The organism is Streptomyces sp. 351MFTsu5.1 (assembly GCF_000383655.1).
Classification (GTDB): domain Bacteria; phylum Actinomycetota; class Actinomycetes; order Streptomycetales; family Streptomycetaceae; genus Streptomyces; species Streptomyces griseorubiginosus.
Genome location: NZ_KB911775.1, coordinates 389,096 through 404,801 on the forward strand (window position 1 = coordinate 389,096; position 15,706 = coordinate 404,801).

The window sequence follows — 15,706 nt, forward strand, 5'->3', positions numbered from 1 at the left end:
GAGACCGATGTCTTTCCGCACCTCCCCGGCCGTCGACTACGTCGAGGACGTGTCGCCCGGCAGCGGGGCCCTCCCGCCCCGCGCCTGGTACGCGTCCTCCGACGCGAAGGCACTGTCCCTCGACGGCGCCTGGCGCTTCCGTCTGTCGGCCACCGCCGACGCCGAGGACGAATCCTTCGCCGAGGAGGGATACGACGCCGCCGGCTGGGCCGAGGTCACGGTCCCCGGGCACTGGGTCCTCCAGGGCGAGGGCGCCTTCGGGCTGCCGATCTACACCAACCACCTCTACCCGTTCCCGGTGGACCCGCCGCACGTGCCGACGGAGAACCCGACCGGCGACCACCTGCGCGTGTTCGACCTGCCGGAGGACTGGCCCTCGGAGGGGGGCGCGGTCGTCCGGTTCGACGGCGTCGAGTCCTGCGCCCGGGTCTGGCTCAACGGCACGGACCTCGGCGAGTTCAAGGGCTCCCGGCTCGCGCACGAGTTCGCCGTGGGTCATCTGCTGAAGCCCAAGGGCAACGTCCTCGCGGTCCGGGTGCACCAGTGGTCGGCCGGGTCGTACCTGGAGGACCAGGACCAGTGGTGGCTGCCGGGCATCTTCCGCGAGGTGACCCTGCTGCACCGCCCGGCGGGCAGCGCGCTCGACTTCTTCGTGCACGCCTCCTACGACCACCTCACGGGAGAGGGCACCCTGCGGGTGGACTCCGACGTCGACGGACGGGTCCTGGTGCCCGCCCTGGACATCGATGTCGCGACCGGCGAGTCCGTCACGGCCCTGGTGGCGCCGTGGAGCGCCGAGAGCCCCCGGCTCTACGACGGCGAGCTGGTCACCGAGGGCGAGCGGATCCCGCTCAGGATCGGCTTCCGTACGGTCGCGCTCGAGGACGGCCTGATCAAGGTCAACGGCACTGCGGTCCTGTTCAAGGGCGTCAACCGGCACGAGTGGCACCCGGAGAAGGGCCGCACCCTGGACCTCGCGACCATGCGCGAGGACGTGCTGCTGATGAAGCGGCACAACATCAACGCCGTGCGCACCTCGCACTACCCGCCGCACCCGGCCTTCCTGGACCTGTGCGACGAGTTGGGCCTGTGGGTCGTCGACGAGTGCGACCTGGAGACCCACGGCTTCACCGAGCAGGAGTGGCGGGACAACCCCGTCGACGACGACCGCTGGACCCCGGCCCTCCTGGACCGCGCGGCCCGCATGGTCGAGCGGGACAAGAACCACCCCTCGATCGTCTTCTGGTCGCTGGGCAACGAGGCCGGCACCGGCCGCGGTCTGACCGCGATGGCCGAGTGGATCCACGGCCGCGACTCCTCGCGCCTGGTGCACTACGAGGGCGACTGGAACTGCCGGGACACCGACGTCTACTCCCGCATGTACGCCGACCACGCCGAGGTCGAGCAGATCGGCAAGGAGCTGGACGGCGGCACCCTGGGGCGCCGGAAGCTGCCGTTCATCCAGTGCGAGTACGGCCACGCCATGGGCAACGGCCCCGGCGGCATCGCCGACTACCAGAAGCTCTTCGAGAAGTACGAACGGCTCCAGGGCGGCTTCATCTGGGAGTGGATCGACCACGGCGTCAAGCACCCGGAGCTGGGCTACGCCTACGGCGGTGACTTCGGCGAGGAGCTGCACGACGGCAACTTCGTCTGCGACGGCCTGATCTTCCCGGACCGCACGCCCTCCCCCGGCCTCCTTGAGTACAAGAAGGTCATCGAGCCGGTCTCCTTCGAGGGCTCCGACGGCACCGTACGGGTCACCAACAAGTACGACTTCGCCGACCTGTCCGCCCTCGCCTTCGAGTGGTCGTACCAGGTGGACGGCGAGACCGTCGAGGCGGGCACGCTGTCGGTGCCGGCGCTGGCACCCGGCGAGTCCGCGGACCTGAAACTCCCCGAACCGCCCGCCCACGTGGACGGCTCGGAGACCCAGTGGACGGTTCGGGCCCTGCTCGCCGCCGACACCGCGTGGGCGCCGAAGGACCATGTGGTCGCCTGGGGCCAGTTCCCGGCGGTCGCGGGCGTACGGCCGTCCCTCGTGCCCTCCGCCTCACCCGTGCGCGAGGAGAAGCTGATCACGCTCGGCCCGGCCGGCTTCGACGGCCGTACCGGCGCGCTGCGGACGATCGGCGGGGTCGCCGTCGAGAACCCGCGACTGGACGTGTGGCGGGCGACGACCGACAACGACGACGGGACCGAGTGGAAGACCGGGCTGCGCTACAGCACGCTGTGGCGGACCCTGGGCCTGCACCGGATGCGGCACCGTCTGGTCGGGGTGGAGCTGGAGTCCCGGGCCCTGGTCGTCCGTACCCGGGTGGCGCCCGCCGCCCGTGAGGTGGGTCTGGCCGCCGAGTACCGGTGGACCTCGGACGGCTCGCGGCTGAAGCTGACCGTGTCCGTGACGCCCGAGGGTGAGTGGACGGTACCGCTGCCCCGGCTCGGCGTCCGGCTCGGACTGTCCGCAGCCGACGAGGTGCGCTGGTTCGGCGGTGGTCCCGGCGAGGCGTACCCGGACACCCGGGCGGCCTCCGAGGTCGGCCGCTGGAGCGCGACCGTGGACGCACTCCAGACGCCGTACCTGCGCCCGCAGGAGAACGGCGCCCGCGCCGACGTGCGCTGGGTGGAGGTGGGGGGCCTCAGGATCGAGGGCGACCCGGAGTTCTCCTTCGCGGCCCGGCGCTGGACGACCGAGCAGCTGGACGCGGCGACGCACCTGCCCGACCTCGTGGCCGGCGAGACGGTGTGGGTCAACCTCGACCACCGGCACCACGGCATCGGCACTGCGTCCTGCGGTCCGGGTGTGCTGCCGCAGTACCAGCTGCACGCCGAGCCGGCGGAGTTCTCGTTCGTGTTCTCGGAGGTCTCCGGGTGATCTCCAGTGATCTCCGATGGTCTCGGGTGATCGATTAGTCCAATTCGCGGATCGATTAATCCATTGCCCGATTGATCGACATTCTGGGACGGTCATGGTGTACCCGCGGCCGGTCGGCCCTCCAAGCCGGCCGGCCGCAACTCTTGTTCCCAGCAAGGGAGTTCACAGCGTGCCCGGAAGCATCGAGGTCCGCGGTCTGTCCCGGACCTTCCACACCACCGTCCGCCGCCCCGGCCTCGCCGGCACCCTGCGCTCCCTGGTCAACCCCGAGCGGGTCGCCAAGCACGCGGTCTCGGACATCACCTTCGACGTCGCGCCCGGGGAACTCCTCGCCCTGCTCGGCCCGAACGGCGCGGGCAAGTCGACCACCATCAAGATGCTCACCGGCATCCTCACACCCACCTCGGGCGAGGCCCGGGTGGCGGGCGTGGTGCCGTACCAGGAACGCGAACGCAACGCCCGTAACATCGGCGCGGTGTTCGGCCAGCGCACCCAGCTGTGGTGGGACCTGCCGGTGCGGGAGTCGTTCTCGATCCTCCGGGACATCTACGAGGTGCCGAAGGCCGAACACGCGGCCCGGCTCGCGGAGTTCGACGCCATCCTGGAACTGTCCACGTTCTGGGACACCCGGGTCCGCCATCTCTCCCTCGGCCAGCGGGTGCGCTGCGACCTGGCGGCCGCGCTGCTGCACGACCCGCCGGTGGTCTTCCTCGACGAGCCGACCATCGGCATGGACGTGGTGGTCAAGGAGCAGGTGCGGGAGTTCCTGCGCCACCAGGTCGAGGAGCGGGGCCGTACGGTTTTGCTGACCACCCACGACATGACCGAGGTGGAGCGGCTCGCCGAGCGGGTCGTCCTGATCAACCACGGCCGGCTGGTCCTGGACGGCAGCCTCGACGAGATCCGCCGCAAGTTCGGCTCGACCTGGCAGGTCAGGGCGACGCTCGCGGACGCGCACGCGGAGGTCGAGCCGCTGCCCGGGATCGCCATCCTGCGGAAGGACGGACCGCAGGTGGTCTTCGGGCCCGACGGACCGGACGCCCCGACGGTGCACCAGGCGCTGAAGGCGGTCATCGAGCGGTACGAGGTGACGGGCGTCGCCATCGACGAGGCGGACCTCGAAGACGTGATGCGGGCCGCGTACGTGCACGCCGAGGCGGTCTGACATGGCCGTTCTGCACGCCTGGCGCGCCGCGCGCGTCACCCCGCTCGGCGAGCTGCACGCGCCGCCCCGGATGACGGCCGTCCTGGTCCGCCTCGCCGTCCAGGTGATCCTGGTGGCGTCCCTGTGGCACGGCCTGTACGCCCGCACCGGCACCACCGCGGGTCTTTCCGAGGGGCAGGCGGTGACGTACGCCGTCCTGGCCGTACTGGCTTCCCGGCTGCGGGAGTTGGACCAGTACGCGGGCCGGGACACCGTGCTCCAGCACATGCACTTCGGCACGATCGTGTACTGGTACCTGCGCCCGCTGCCCCCGCAGCGGTACCACGCCCTGCGGGCGCTCGGCGAGCAGGTGTACGGCTTCGCCTGGGCGCTCGGCGGCTATCTGGTGTGCCTCGCGGCGGGGGTGGTGGACCCGCCCAAGTCCGCTGCCGTGGCAGGGGTGTTCGCGCTGAGCCTGCTCCTCGGCCAGCTGGTGCTGTACAACGTCATGCTGCTGCTGGACCAGTTGTGCTTCTGGACGGTCCGCAACAACGCGGCAATGCTGATCCTGATCTTCGCGCAGAACCTGCTGTCCGGGGTGTACGCGCCGCTGTGGTTCTTCCCGGACTGGTTCATCACGCTGAGCGGATTCCTGCCGTTCCAGGCGACGTTGAGCGTTCCGCTGTCGATCTACATCGGCCGCATCCCGCTGTCGGACGCTGCCCCGCAACTGTCGATCCAGGCGTTCTGGGTGGTGGCGCTCACCCTGTTCACCCGTTTCCTGTGGCGGCGTGCCGCCCGCCGTGTCATCTCCCAGGGAGGCTGAGGCCGATGAACGCCGTCCGAATCGCGTGGCGCGTCACGCGTCTCAACTTCCGTGCGCAGCTGGAGTACCGGACCGAGTTCCTGCTGATGATCGCGATCGGGGCGATCTGGCAGGTGTCGGTGATCGTGTTCGCCACGGTGCTGCTGACCCGGTTCACCGGGATGGGCGGCTGGGACAGCTCCGAGGTACTGCTGATCCCGGCGACGCGGATGCTCGCGCACGGTCTGTTCGTCCTCCTCCTCGGCCGGGTGCACGGCTCCGGCCGGCAGATCCAGGAGGGCAGGATCGACATCTACCTGACCCGCCCGATGCCGGTGCACCGCCAGCTCCAGCTGGAGTTCTTCCCGACGAACGCGATCGGCGACCTGACGGTCGCGGTCGGCCTGATGGTGGGCGCGCTGAGCCGCAGCCAGCTCGACTGGACACCGGGCCGGATCTCCTACCTCGTCGCGGCAGTCATCGGCGGCATGTTCCTGGAGGCGGCCCTCTTCACCGCGGTCGCCTCGGCGGGCCTGCGCTACCCGGCGGCCGACTACTGGAGCCGCTGGCTGGAGGAACTCCTCGGCACCTTCGGCAGCTACCCCCTGAACGTCCTCCCGAAGGCGGTCGGCGGCCTGCTGACCTACGGCCTCCCCCTCGCCTTCGTCGCCTACTTCCCCGCAGCGGTCCTGACCGGCCACGGCCACGACACGGGCGTCCCGTACTGGCTGGCGGCCCTGTCACCACTGGTGGGGGTGGCGGCGTATCTGGGCTCACGGGTGCTGTGGCGGTGGAGTCTTCGGCATTATGCGGGGATCGGGGGGTGAATTCCTCACCGCCAGCAACGGTGTCCCGGTAACACGGCTGTGAGCGCCTGCCGTGACGAGTCACGTACTCAGCCGGGCGGGTTCGTCTGCGCGACGGGCGGGAGCGGAAAGGGAGGGATCGAAGCCGAGTGCCCGTCCCTGCCGAAGGGCAGCGCTCGGCAGGGACACGTTCTCGCGTTCCGCCTCATGGGCCCGTCCAAGACGGTCGGACTCACGAACGCCACAATCTTCATACTGATCACACTCGGCGACACTCATCCACAGGGTTGGATTGCAAGTTCTTACAAGTTGCAAGGCTCGCAAATCCGCTGCCGCCCAGTCGTTCTGCGCACCTGGGAGCCACACTCCTTCGTGAAGGCTGGGTGAGGGAATCGAGCGCCTTTACGTCAACACCCGGACGGCAGCCCCCTTGAGCCTTCCCTTCGGGTGTCAAACCCCGCTCAGAACTCGGTAGGGTGACGAAGATCCAGGCCGGGTTCCGGATCCTGGCCAGACCGAGTCGACTTGAGATGGGCCGGTGAAAACGCTGGCTCGGCAAGAGGGAAAGATTTCATGGGGGAGCAGTTCACAACAGATCTGCAGCAGTTGGAGACGTTCATCGGGACGCTTGAGGGGTGCGTCCAGGATCTCAACGAGGCACGCACCGCATTGGCTCATGTCCGTGCCGACCAGATCGGAACCCAGCGCCTGGACGAATCCTGTGACGGATTCCAGGAACGCTGGAAGTACGGGGCCGAGCAGACCAAGAAGATGATTGACGCCGTCAGCGAGGGCGTCAAGACCAATAAGAAGGCATACGAAGCAGTGGAGGAAGCCCTGGACAAGGCTTTCAAGGACATCGCGAAAGCCTCCACGGGTGCCGAGACCAGGGGAGCCGCGTAAGTGGCAACAAATCCGTACGTCGGCCTCGGATGGAATCCCGTTCCCGGAGTCCCTGGTGAAGTCCATGCACTGCAGCAGAAGGTGGCAAGCGCGGCCACCTCGCTGCGTAACTGCCACATCCAGTTGCAGAGACTGAGCGGGGAAAGCAGCTACTGGCAGGGGGATGCGGCAAAGAGCTTCCGTGAAGCGCTCGACGGAGACCTCGCGGTCTACGTGAAGAACGCCGCGCGCTCCCTTGAAAAAGCGGCAGCGCAGCTCAAGACGTGGGATGAAGATCTGTCCTCCCACCGGGAATTGGCGCGCAAGTACGACGACGAGGCCAGTGAAAGAAAGACCGCCGCCGAAAAGGCGAAGGAGCGCTACGGCCAGGCAAAGGACCACCCTGATCTCAGACTCGCGAACCAGCAGTTCTCCAGTCAGGCGGAGGCGGACGCGGCGGAGCAGCGGCTTCGAGCCGCCGAGAGCAGCCTCGATGCGGCAACGAGCGCACTGAACAGTGCGAACGAGGCATACAACGATGTCATCCGCAAGGCGGAGGTGCTGGAACACACGCATACGGACAGAGCGGACTTGGTCGCCAAGTCACTCGACGAAGCCACCGACAAGCTGGCTCCTCGGGAACCGGGCTGGCTGAGCAAAGCCGTCAGTGGGATCTGGGACGCGATCAAGGCGGTCGGGCAGTTCCTCTACGACCACGCGGGCACCATTGGCGCCATCGCGGGCCTTCTGGCACTCATCCCTGGGCCCTGGTCTCCTGTGTTCGCGGGCATCGCGTTGGTCGCGAGCGCGGTCTCGATGACTCACAACCTCGCCGACCCCGAATTCAGATCCGCCCTATGGGGTGACAAGTTCGGATGGAACATGGACACCTTTTCGGCGTATGGGTCGCTTGCCGGCGATACTCTCGGCATGGTCCCGGGAGTGGGCGCGCTGGGCAAGGCGGGTAAAGAGGTGGCCGAAGCCGCCCGGATGGCCGAAGGTTTCGGTGAGACTGTCACCACCGGCGCAAAGGTGACTGAATTCGCCAAGGACATCGTCCCTGCCTTCTCACGAAGCCACACGGAAGACCTTGCTGCGACCGTGGCTGACGCCGCGGCAGGCGGCGCGGCCAGGGTGAAGCGGATCGCCGACTTCGGCATGAACTCAGTCAACGTGACCGCGAACCTGGCCTCTTCCGCGGAGACCTTCGGCTGGCTGCCCGACGACGGCACCGGACACAACGCGGCGGAGACCACAAAGGCTGCCGCGACTTTGCATGGGATCGCCGGACTGGCAGGGTTCGCATGACACTGGTGAAAGCAGAGCCGACACCCGCCTTCTGGTACGGGATGCCACGCGGCTATCTGCAACTGGACCTGAGCCCCTCATCGGAGCGAATCGAGCTGCTGGCACAGCAGGTCCTCGGCCTTCCTGCCGAACTGCGCGGGGCCGCCGACCAGGTCTTCCGGTTCTATTCCGGGGTGCTCAGCCTTCTGAGTCAACAGAACGCGCAGGGCTGCGCTATGGGGTTGCACCCGGACGGCAGCGGCGGATTTCTGTCCTCCGTCCTCACGGTGTCAAGCATTTCGGCTTCCGGTCTCGATCCGAGACTCGTCGTCGCCACCCTGGTGAAAGATTCAGGCGAGACGCCAGGAAGTCACACGCAACCGCTTGAACTGCCATGCGGTACAGGCTTCTTCTTCGAAGAGCAGCGCACCACGACAGCTCCGGGCCGCTCCAGGGAGGAAAGCGACGACTTGCCGGAAGGCACCGTCTGGCAGGGGACGGTGGCCGTGCCGGCCGTGTCTTCCTCGGAGATCGTCGTGATGCAGCTGGTCACATCCGAGGTTGACTACGCTGACGACTACCGCAATGTGCTGTTCGGGGTTGCATCCACTCTGACGTTCACCGATCCGTCGCCTACCCAGACGCAGGCAGGAGAGGGTGGTTCTGTCGCCGCAGCGAGGAGCCCCTTCGGATGATCCGTGGCCGTGGTTGAGCTGGAAGGAATGAAGATGTCAGACACTCTCGGGGCCACGAGCCCACCCGGAGTCGTGGAGGTGGGCCGCCTGCTGAAGCGCAACTACTTCCTCCTGATCCGAGGCGTTCTTCTTCGTCTCGTCGTCTTCGGGGCGCTGTGCGCGGCACCGGTGGTCCTGGCGAAGACGGGTACCTGGGACTCGCCGGTGCTCGCGGTGCTGAGTGTGGCGGGAGTCATGGGATTCGTCCTGATGACCTACAGATTCCCCTTCGCTCTTCTGTCACTCGGCAGGTGCAGGCGGGTGCTGAGGGAATACCCCCTCGAATTCCGCTCAGGCATGTCGAAGAAGAGTGAGAGCCGGACGAAGTACGGCACGGTCTTCACAGTGCGGGTCAAGGCTGAGGAGCGAGGAAGGTCGCCACTCCTGCGGGCCGCGGACGCTCTGGAGCGCCACCGCTGGCCAAAGGGTGCTGAAGACGGCGTGTGGTTCGCGGGGGATCTGCCGTTCGGAGGCGTGGTCGTCGTGCCCGCCAGCGACACTCTCCTGGTGGTGCGCCCGGAGGACTGGGACAAGTTCGCAGCGGAACGGGAGCAGGCCGGGAGCGACAGGATCGAACGGGCCAAGCGAACCCGTCTCGCGAAGCGGGTGAAGTAGGGAACACGGGGGCTCGGGCCCCGTTGCGGCTTTGACCAGATGACAAGTTGTGCGCCGTTCCTCTTCAGGCCCCGCGGATCGGGGTGAACAGGGCGGCTGTCGCTATGAGTACGCAGCAGGCGCCCGCTGTCAGGGCGGCCGGGGTGGTGCCGTGGTGTTCCGCTGCCCAGGTGAGGAGGGCCGCGCCGAGCGGGGCCGCGGCGTAGTGGAGGGTCCAGAAAGCCGAGGTGACGCGGCCCAGGAGGGGTTCGGGGGTGATCTCCTGGCGCAGGGACATGGAGCAGGTGCCCGCCATGCCGCCGCCGGCGAGGAAGAGGGCGGTCAGGGCAGCGACGAGCGGGATCTGCCCGGTCCAGGCGATACCGGCGACGGCGAGCCCGCACAGGGCGACGGAGCCGGTCCAGACCGCTCCGAAGCCGAACCAGCGGCGCAGCCGGGCCACCAGCAGCGCCCCTGTGATGGTGCCGAGCGCGCCGAGGGCCATGACGGTGCCGACGGTGCCGTCGTCGCGGCCGAGGTCGTGCTTGAGGCGGTAGATCAGCAGGTCGTTGAGGCCGAGGGTGAGAAAGCTGAACACGAACAGCAGCACGGTGAGCGAGCGCAGCACGGGCTGCTTACGCAGGAAGGCCGCTCCGGTGCGCAGGTCCTGCCACAGCCCGGTGTGTTCGGCCGGTCCGGCCGGGCGGGCACGGAACCGCACGAAGACCGTGCAGAGCGCCGACGCCCCGAAGCTCGCCGCGTCGACGCCCACGGCCGTGGCGGGCCCGGTCCAGGCCGCCACGGCACCCGCGCACACCGGACCCAGCACTCCGGCCGCGGCGGCCGTCGCGTTCAACCGGCCGTTCGCCTCGGTGAGTTGACCGACACCGACAAGGCTCCGGACGACGGTGACGTACCCGACGGCGAACAGCATCCCGACCGCCTCGCACACCGGCAGCACCGCGTACAGCAGCCACACCTGCGGCCCGAGGAGCCACACCACCGGGATCACCCCGTACAGCACCATCCGCACGAGGTCGCACCCGACGAGCAGCCGACGCCGGTCGACCCGGTCGACCACCACGCCCGCGAACACGGCCGCCACGACGGCGGCCGCCCCGCCCACCGCCGTCAACAGCCCCATGCGGGCGACGGATCCGGTCGCCTCCAGCACCAGCAGAGGCAGCGCGATCAGAGCGAAGGAGTCACCGAGGACGGACAGGGTCTGGGCGGCCCAGAAGACGGCGAAGTCACGCTGCCGCCACAGAGGCCGCGCCGGCGGCAACGTACGCCGGTCCGCCCCTCCGCCCCGCTGCGCCTCGTACGTCACGGCCCTCCCCCGGTTGTCCGCCGGTCACCCTACGAGCGGGAGCGACGGCTCGCACCGCATATTCGGGCCGCTCGGCGAAACGCACCCTCGACGCCGGCGACCTGTTCCGGCGCCGGATCCGTCGTCCATAAAATGACTAGCCAGAAACCTAGACCCCCTAGGTAACCTGCTCCCATGAGCCCCCGCGCAGGTCTGACCCCCGACCGTCTCACCGAGGCCGCTGCCGATCTCGCCGACGAGGTCGGGTTCGAGAACGTCACCCTGGCCGGGCTGGCCAAGCGGTTCGGGGTGAAGGACGCGAGCCTGTACTCGCATGTCAGGAACCTTCAGGACCTGCGCGTCCGGGTCGCCCTGCTGGCCGCAGGCGAGATGATCGACCGGATCGCGGTCGCGGTGGCGGGGCGGGCCGGGAAGGACGCGCTGGCCGCCTTCGCCGGGGCCTATCGCGCGTACGCGCTCGAACGGCCGGGGCGGTACGCGGCCACCCAGATCCGTATCGACCAGGCACTGGTCGCCGGCACCCCCGCCCTGCGCCGCACCGCCGAGATCACCTACGGCATGCTCCGTGCCTACGGCCTCTCCGAACCCGATCTCACCGACGCCGTACGCCTGTTGCGCGCCACCTTCCACGGCTACTGCGCCCTGGAGTCCACCGGCGGCTTCGGCGCGCCCCGTGACGTACGGACGTCCTGGGACAAGGCCGTCGACGCCCTGCACATCGCACTCGAGAACTGGCCCCAGGAGGAGACCACCGATGACTGACCTGTACTACGACACCACCGGCGACGGCCCGACGCTGCTGATCATCCCGGGTGGCGCGGGCCACCCCATGGGGCTCGACGCGATGACCGGCGTGCTCTCGCCGCACTTCACGGTCGTCGTCCTCGACCCTCTGGGCCTCGCCCACGGGCGGCTCGGTGAACCCGTCGCCGACCAGCGGGTCCAGGACTGGAGCGACCGTGCGCGGCGGGTGCTGGACGCGACGCTGCCGGAGGGTGAGTCGGCGTATGTCCTCGGCACCAGTGCCGGTGCCGTCGTCGCGCTCGACCTCCTCGCCCGGCACCCGGAGCGGCTGCGGCACGTCGTCGTCCACGAGCCGCCGTGCGTCGGGGTGTTGCCGGACGGGGCGCGGCAGCAGGCCCGGTTCGGGGAGATCTGCGACGTGTACCGGGACAAGGGGCTCGCCGCGGCAGGCGCCCTGATGACCGCCGTACTGGAGGAGCGGGAGGTGGAAGGGGAGCTGCCCGACGGGCAACCGCTGCCCCGGGAGGAGGAGTTGACGAACCCCATGGCGCTCTCCCTCGCACATGTCCTTCGGCCCTTCACGGCCTACGTTCCCGAGACCGGGCCCTCTCCTGTCCCCCTCACCGTCGGCGCGGGCACCGACTCCCGCGGGCAACTCCTGCACCGCACCGCCGAGTTCCTCGCGAAGGACCGGCGGGCCGACCTCGTCGAGTTCCCCGGCGGCCACCTCGGCATCCTCCAGCACCCGACGGAGTTCGCGGAACGGCTCACGCGGACGCTTCTCGGGGCGGGCACACGGGGCTGAAGGCGTCGACCATGCGCCGCATGACCTCGACGGGGAGCGCCGGGTTCCGCGCCGCCGTTTCCACTCCTCCGCTCCTCAGGAGTTGCGTCAGGAGCCGGGCGGGCAGCCGGGGGTGACGAGCGGCCGCGTCCCGGATGTGTTCGTGCGGATCCTCCAGCAGCCGTGCCGCGGCCACCGCGGACAGCCGCGGGTCGACGGCAGCCCGGTGGCGCACTTCCTCGCTCGGATCGCGGCTGAACCTCTCCACCAGGCCGGCGGTGGACCGCGGGTCGTCCAGGGCCAGGCGCCGCATGCGTGGGCTGGGGTCGTCGGCGTACCGGAGGAGATCCTCGCGGGGGAAGTTCGGGTGACCGCGCGGACGGTCGGGGACCGTGAGACCGCCGTCCCACCACCGCCACACCCGCAGCAGCATCTCGGCGGGCGCGTCGTCGCAGGACTCGGCGAGGAAGAGCTGGACGACTCGGTCCTCGTCCCGGGCGAGGCGTTGGACGGCCTCCGGCGGGAGGTGCCGGGCTCGTGCGACGCTTCTGCGGACGAGGGGGTGGGAGGAGGCCGCCAGACGGCGCATGGCGTCCGGGTCGTCGTGGAGCGCCACGACCCAGTCGAGCGTGCGATACCGGGAGCCGGGGTCGAAGTCGTAGCGGACTCCGGCGCGTTGCTCCTCCGTGAGGTCGGCTCGCACGGACACCGTGAAGCGCACGCCGGCGTCGGGGTCCTGGCCGAGCAGGACGACCAGCTCCGGAGCCAGGCGGGGGTTTCCGGCGAGGGCTCGGCGCTCCGCCGGGTCCCCGTGCCGGACCAGGTGCGCGGCGAGTCCGGGGTCCAGGATGCAGCCCTCCAGCGCCTCTCTTCGCGCCTCCAAGGTCTCGAACACCGCCCGCTCCATGGGGTGTTCCCGGTGGTGCAGCAGCAACGCCCGCGCCCGTACCGTGTCGTGGGAATCGGCCAGCAGCGCCTCTCGTGCCGGGGCGTCGAGGTGGGGCCAGGCCGCCCGGCAGGCCACGGCTCGCACTCCGCCGTCGGGGTCGGCGGCCAACGCGACCGCCACGGAGGCCGGCAGGCCCTTGAGGCGGGCCGCCTCGGAGCGGACCTGCGCCGACGGGTCGGTGGCGAGCCTCCGGCAGGCGTCCTCGGGGACTTCGGCCCAGCGGTCGGCGGCCACCATGGTCAGCAGCCGGCGGTGCCGCTCGTCCCGCTCCGCGAGGATCGTCCGGGCCCACTGCTCGGGCGTGATGTTCGGCTGGTGCTCGGCCGTCCTCGCACGACGGTTCCAGTCCGGGTGGGCCAGGAGCGCGTCCACGACGTCCGTCGGCAGCGCACGGTACATCCCGTACCCGGACCGGCCCGCCAGCCGGGGCCACAACTCCTCGGGGGTCGCCGGGTTGAGCGAGAGTCCGTTCGCCCAGGCGTTGAGCACCTTCTCCGTGGGTTTCGGGCCCTGGAACAGCCGTTCCCAGGCGACGGCCCGGTCCTCCGGCGTCTCCTCGGCGGCCGCGCGGGCCGCCGCCTCGCGCCGCTCCCCGAGTCGGTCGACGGCGACGAGCCAGACCGCGTACTCCTCGGTCGTGGCGCCCACCAGGGCGTCCCCGTCCAGGGACAGGGTGAGGAACTCCGGCTGCCCCGGCCGCGGGCCCAGCACCCCGGCCAGGTCCCAGTCGCCGCCGAGCCGGACGCGTGTCCAACTACCGCTCCCGGTACCGGAGACGGCGATGAGGAACACCCCGTCGCCGCCGAGGATCCCCGCCTCGGACGCCAGCCGGTGCCACTGGGCGTTGAGTTCGGCGACCAGGTCCGGGCGGTCGTCCGCCACGGCCACGGTCGGTTCGGTCTGCCACCCGGCGACATGGCGCCACGCCACGGGCGGGGGCAGCACTTCCTCGACCCTGCGCTCCCCCACGACCTCCAGTCCGGCCCGGCCCAGCAGTTCGGTCGGTTCGTCGCTCCCACCCATGATCCTCATCATCGCCCACCCAGGGCCCGCACACGGCCCGAGCGACTCAGCCGACGGGGACGACGTGGACCCTGGAGCTGTCCAGCCGGACCCGCAGCTCCGGGCCCTCGCTCCACGCCACGCTCAACTCCCCTTCCCCCACGTCCCGTACGGTCACCGTCTCGTCCAGCGGGACCTCGTCGGCGTCGCCGGTGAGGCGGGCCAGTGCGGCGAACAGGGTGTCGCCGTCGCCCGTCACGCCGGTCAGGTCGCCGTCCAGGGCCACGGCGGGGAGGAGTTCGGCGCGGACACCGTCCCGAGGGGCCCAGCCCGTGACGCGAACCGGGGTGCCGGGGGCCGCGCCGGTCACGAGGAAGGCGCGTACCTCAGCGGATCCACGGGCGAGGACGACGCCGGTGACGCGCGCGCCCCGGGCCGCCGTGTGCCGCGAGGCCGCCCAGTCCTCGCCGACCCCGAGCGGCTCGATCTCCGTACGGCTCGGATCGCCGTCCAGGATCAGGCTGTTGTCGTACGACGGTGCGGGCTCCGTCACCGTGGAGTAGGCGAGGCGGGTGTAGTACGGGTCGTAACGGACGTCCTCGCTGCCGTGGTTGTGGAGGCGGACCACGCCGTCCGAAACGGTGGACTGGAGAAGCCAGTTGGGGGCGGCGATCGGTGTGAGCGCATCGGCGCGCTCCGACGGGGCCGGTTCCTCCACCGCGGTCCACACCTCGTGGTCGGCCGGGAGGAGCAGACCGAGGAAGCCCTTGCTGGCCCAGTACGGCGACGCCGGGCCCGAATAGCCCTGGAGGACCGCCGGGTCGGGGCCGTGCCAGCCGAGGGTGAGGAGGCCGTGGGAGTCCACCGCGCCCCGGTCCAGGAAGTACTTGAGCGCGCCGGAGGCCAGCCGCCGTGTCTGGCCCGGGGGCAGCGGTGTGTGGTCCGTCAGGGCGCCCAGCCACAGTGGGGCCGTGGTCGCGAAGCGGTACGTCAGGGAGCGGCCCTGGTGCATCGGAGCACCGTCCGCGCCGAACAGGCGGGCGTAGTCCTGGAGATGGCGGGACAGACGGCCGCCGTAGAGGTCGAGCAGCCGGTCGTCCCGCGCGAGCCAGGCGTGCAGCACCGGGTAGAGGTGCATGGCCCAGCCGTTGTAGTAGTCGAACTTGCGGCCGTCGCCGTCGGTGTACCAGCCGTCGCCGACGTACCACTGCTCGATCCGCGTCAGGCCCCGGTCGACGGCCTTGCGGCACGCCTCGGGCTCGTATCCGACCGACTCGAGGAAACCGGCGACGGTGACGGGGAACAGCTCCCAGTTGCAGGGCCAGGCCTCGGCGGTCAGTGCGTCGGCCAGCCAGGCCGCGGCCCGCTGCCGTACGCCGTCGTCGAGGCGGTCCCAGAGGGACTCCCGGGTCAGCCGCAGCGCGAACGCGATCGACGCCGCCTCCACCAGCGGCTGGGTGCGGTCCTCGACGCGGGGCCAGACGCCCGAGACCCCGGCCGCGAGACCTTCCGCGTACCGCTGGAGGGTGGTGCCGTCCGGGCGGAGGGCCGCCAGCAGGAACGTACGGGCGTAGCCCTCCAGTCCGTCGGAGAGGCGGCCCGTCCAGCTCTGGCGGTCGCCGGGGAAGTGGTAGAGGGCGCGGTCCTCGGTGGCGTACGGCTCCACGGCCGCGAGCAGGGCGTCGGCGGCGGCCTCCCAGTGGGCGCGCGTGTAGCCGGTGTACGGGCTGAGGGTGCGGTCCTCGGGAGGCAGGTGCATCGATTCTTCCT

General features: G+C 70.1%; 13 protein-coding genes. 10 read left to right on the top strand and 3 right to left on the bottom strand.

The window, feature by feature from the left end; all coding sequences use genetic code 11:
• Positions 1 to 7: 7 nt before the first annotated feature.
• The 8 genes from H295_RS0101715 (at position 8) to H295_RS44630 (ending at position 9,148) form a co-directional block, all read left to right on the top strand.
• On the top strand, positions 8 to 2,875 hold the full coding sequence (locus H295_RS0101715; protein WP_020133613.1) for a glycoside hydrolase family 2 TIM barrel-domain containing protein: 2,868 nt from the start codon (positions 8 to 10) through the stop codon (positions 2,873 to 2,875).
• Between the two features lie 169 nt (positions 2,876 to 3,044).
• A complete protein-coding gene (locus tag H295_RS0101720; RefSeq protein WP_020133614.1) occupies positions 3,045 to 4,040 on the top strand; it encodes an ABC transporter ATP-binding protein in 996 nt (331 codons plus the stop codon).
• 1 nt (position 4,041) lies between these two features.
• Complete coding sequence (locus tag H295_RS0101725) at positions 4,042 to 4,845, top strand: ABC-2 family transporter protein (protein ID WP_020133615.1); 804 nt, start codon at positions 4,042 to 4,044, stop codon at positions 4,843 to 4,845.
• Between the two features lie 5 nt (positions 4,846 to 4,850).
• The gene (locus H295_RS0101730; protein ID WP_020133616.1) at positions 4,851 to 5,651 is read left to right on the top strand and encodes an ABC transporter permease; all 801 of its coding nucleotides are present in this window, start codon (positions 4,851 to 4,853) and stop codon (positions 5,649 to 5,651) included.
• Between the two features lie 552 nt (positions 5,652 to 6,203).
• On the top strand, positions 6,204 to 6,533 hold the full coding sequence (locus H295_RS0101735) for a hypothetical protein (protein ID WP_020133617.1): 330 nt from the start codon (positions 6,204 to 6,206) through the stop codon (positions 6,531 to 6,533).
• Complete coding sequence (locus tag H295_RS42595; RefSeq protein ID WP_051135484.1) at positions 6,534 to 7,820, top strand: putative T7SS-secreted protein; 1,287 nt, start codon at positions 6,534 to 6,536, stop codon at positions 7,818 to 7,820.
• Entirely contained in the window at positions 7,817 to 8,494 is a 678-nt protein-coding gene (locus H295_RS44625; RefSeq protein WP_051135485.1) for a hypothetical protein, read from the top strand. The genes H295_RS42595 and H295_RS44625 overlap by 4 nt, the downstream gene beginning before the upstream one ends.
• 9 nt (positions 8,495 to 8,503) lie before the next feature.
• On the top strand, positions 8,504 to 9,148 hold the full coding sequence (locus H295_RS44630) for a hypothetical protein (protein ID WP_158691007.1): 645 nt from the start codon (positions 8,504 to 8,506) through the stop codon (positions 9,146 to 9,148).
• Positions 9,149 to 9,212: 64 nt separating this feature from the next.
• Here H295_RS44630 and H295_RS0101755 read toward each other — a convergent pair whose 3' ends face one another.
• Entirely contained in the window at positions 9,213 to 10,457 is a 1,245-nt protein-coding gene (locus H295_RS0101755; protein ID WP_020133621.1) for an MFS transporter, read from the bottom strand.
• A 174-nt stretch (positions 10,458 to 10,631) separates the two neighbouring features.
• Here H295_RS0101755 and H295_RS0101760 point away from each other — a divergent pair, with 174 nt between their 5' ends.
• Complete coding sequence (locus tag H295_RS0101760; protein ID WP_020133622.1) at positions 10,632 to 11,219, top strand: TetR/AcrR family transcriptional regulator; 588 nt, start codon at positions 10,632 to 10,634, stop codon at positions 11,217 to 11,219.
• Entirely contained in the window at positions 11,212 to 12,006 is a 795-nt protein-coding gene (locus tag H295_RS0101765) for an alpha/beta fold hydrolase (RefSeq protein WP_020133623.1), read from the top strand. The genes H295_RS0101760 and H295_RS0101765 overlap by 8 nt, the downstream gene beginning before the upstream one ends.
• Here H295_RS0101765 and H295_RS0101770 read toward each other — a convergent pair.
• Positions 11,969 to 13,957 carry a hypothetical protein gene (locus H295_RS0101770; RefSeq protein ID WP_020133624.1) on the bottom strand — a complete coding sequence of 663 codons (1,989 nt, stop codon included), beginning with the start codon at positions 13,955 to 13,957 and terminating at the stop codon, positions 11,969 to 11,971. The genes H295_RS0101765 and H295_RS0101770 overlap by 38 nt on opposite strands.
• A 46-nt stretch (positions 13,958 to 14,003) precedes the next feature.
• Positions 14,004 to 15,695, bottom strand: coding sequence for a DUF2264 domain-containing protein (locus tag H295_RS0101775; RefSeq protein WP_020133625.1), 1,692 nt, complete (start codon positions 15,693 to 15,695; stop codon positions 14,004 to 14,006).
• Positions 15,696 to 15,706: the final 11 nt, after the last annotated feature.

What these genes read in the sequence shown, in the direction of transcription:
- H295_RS0101715 (WP_020133613.1), top strand. Translation starts at nt 8, where the DNA reads ATGTCTTTCCGCACCTCCCCGGCCGTCGACTACGTCGAGGACGTGTCG.
- H295_RS0101725 (WP_020133615.1), top strand. Translation starts at nt 4,042, where the DNA reads ATGGCCGTTCTGCACGCCTGGCGCGCCGCGCGCGTCACCCCGCTCGGC.
- H295_RS0101730 (WP_020133616.1), top strand. Translation starts at nt 4,851, where the DNA reads ATGAACGCCGTCCGAATCGCGTGGCGCGTCACGCGTCTCAACTTCCGT.
- H295_RS0101735 (WP_020133617.1), top strand. Translation starts at nt 6,204, where the DNA reads ATGGGGGAGCAGTTCACAACAGATCTGCAGCAGTTGGAGACGTTCATC.
- H295_RS44625 (WP_051135485.1), top strand. Translation starts at nt 7,817, where the DNA reads ATGACACTGGTGAAAGCAGAGCCGACACCCGCCTTCTGGTACGGGATG.
- H295_RS0101760 (WP_020133622.1), top strand. Translation starts at nt 10,632, where the DNA reads ATGAGCCCCCGCGCAGGTCTGACCCCCGACCGTCTCACCGAGGCCGCT.
- H295_RS0101765 (WP_020133623.1), top strand. Translation starts at nt 11,212, where the DNA reads ATGACTGACCTGTACTACGACACCACCGGCGACGGCCCGACGCTGCTG.
- H295_RS0101770 (WP_020133624.1), bottom strand. Translation starts at nt 13,957, where the DNA reads ATGGGTGGGAGCGACGAACCGACCGAACTGCTGGGCCGGGCCGGACTG.
- H295_RS0101775 (WP_020133625.1), bottom strand. Translation starts at nt 15,695, where the DNA reads ATGCACCTGCCTCCCGAGGACCGCACCCTCAGCCCGTACACCGGCTAC.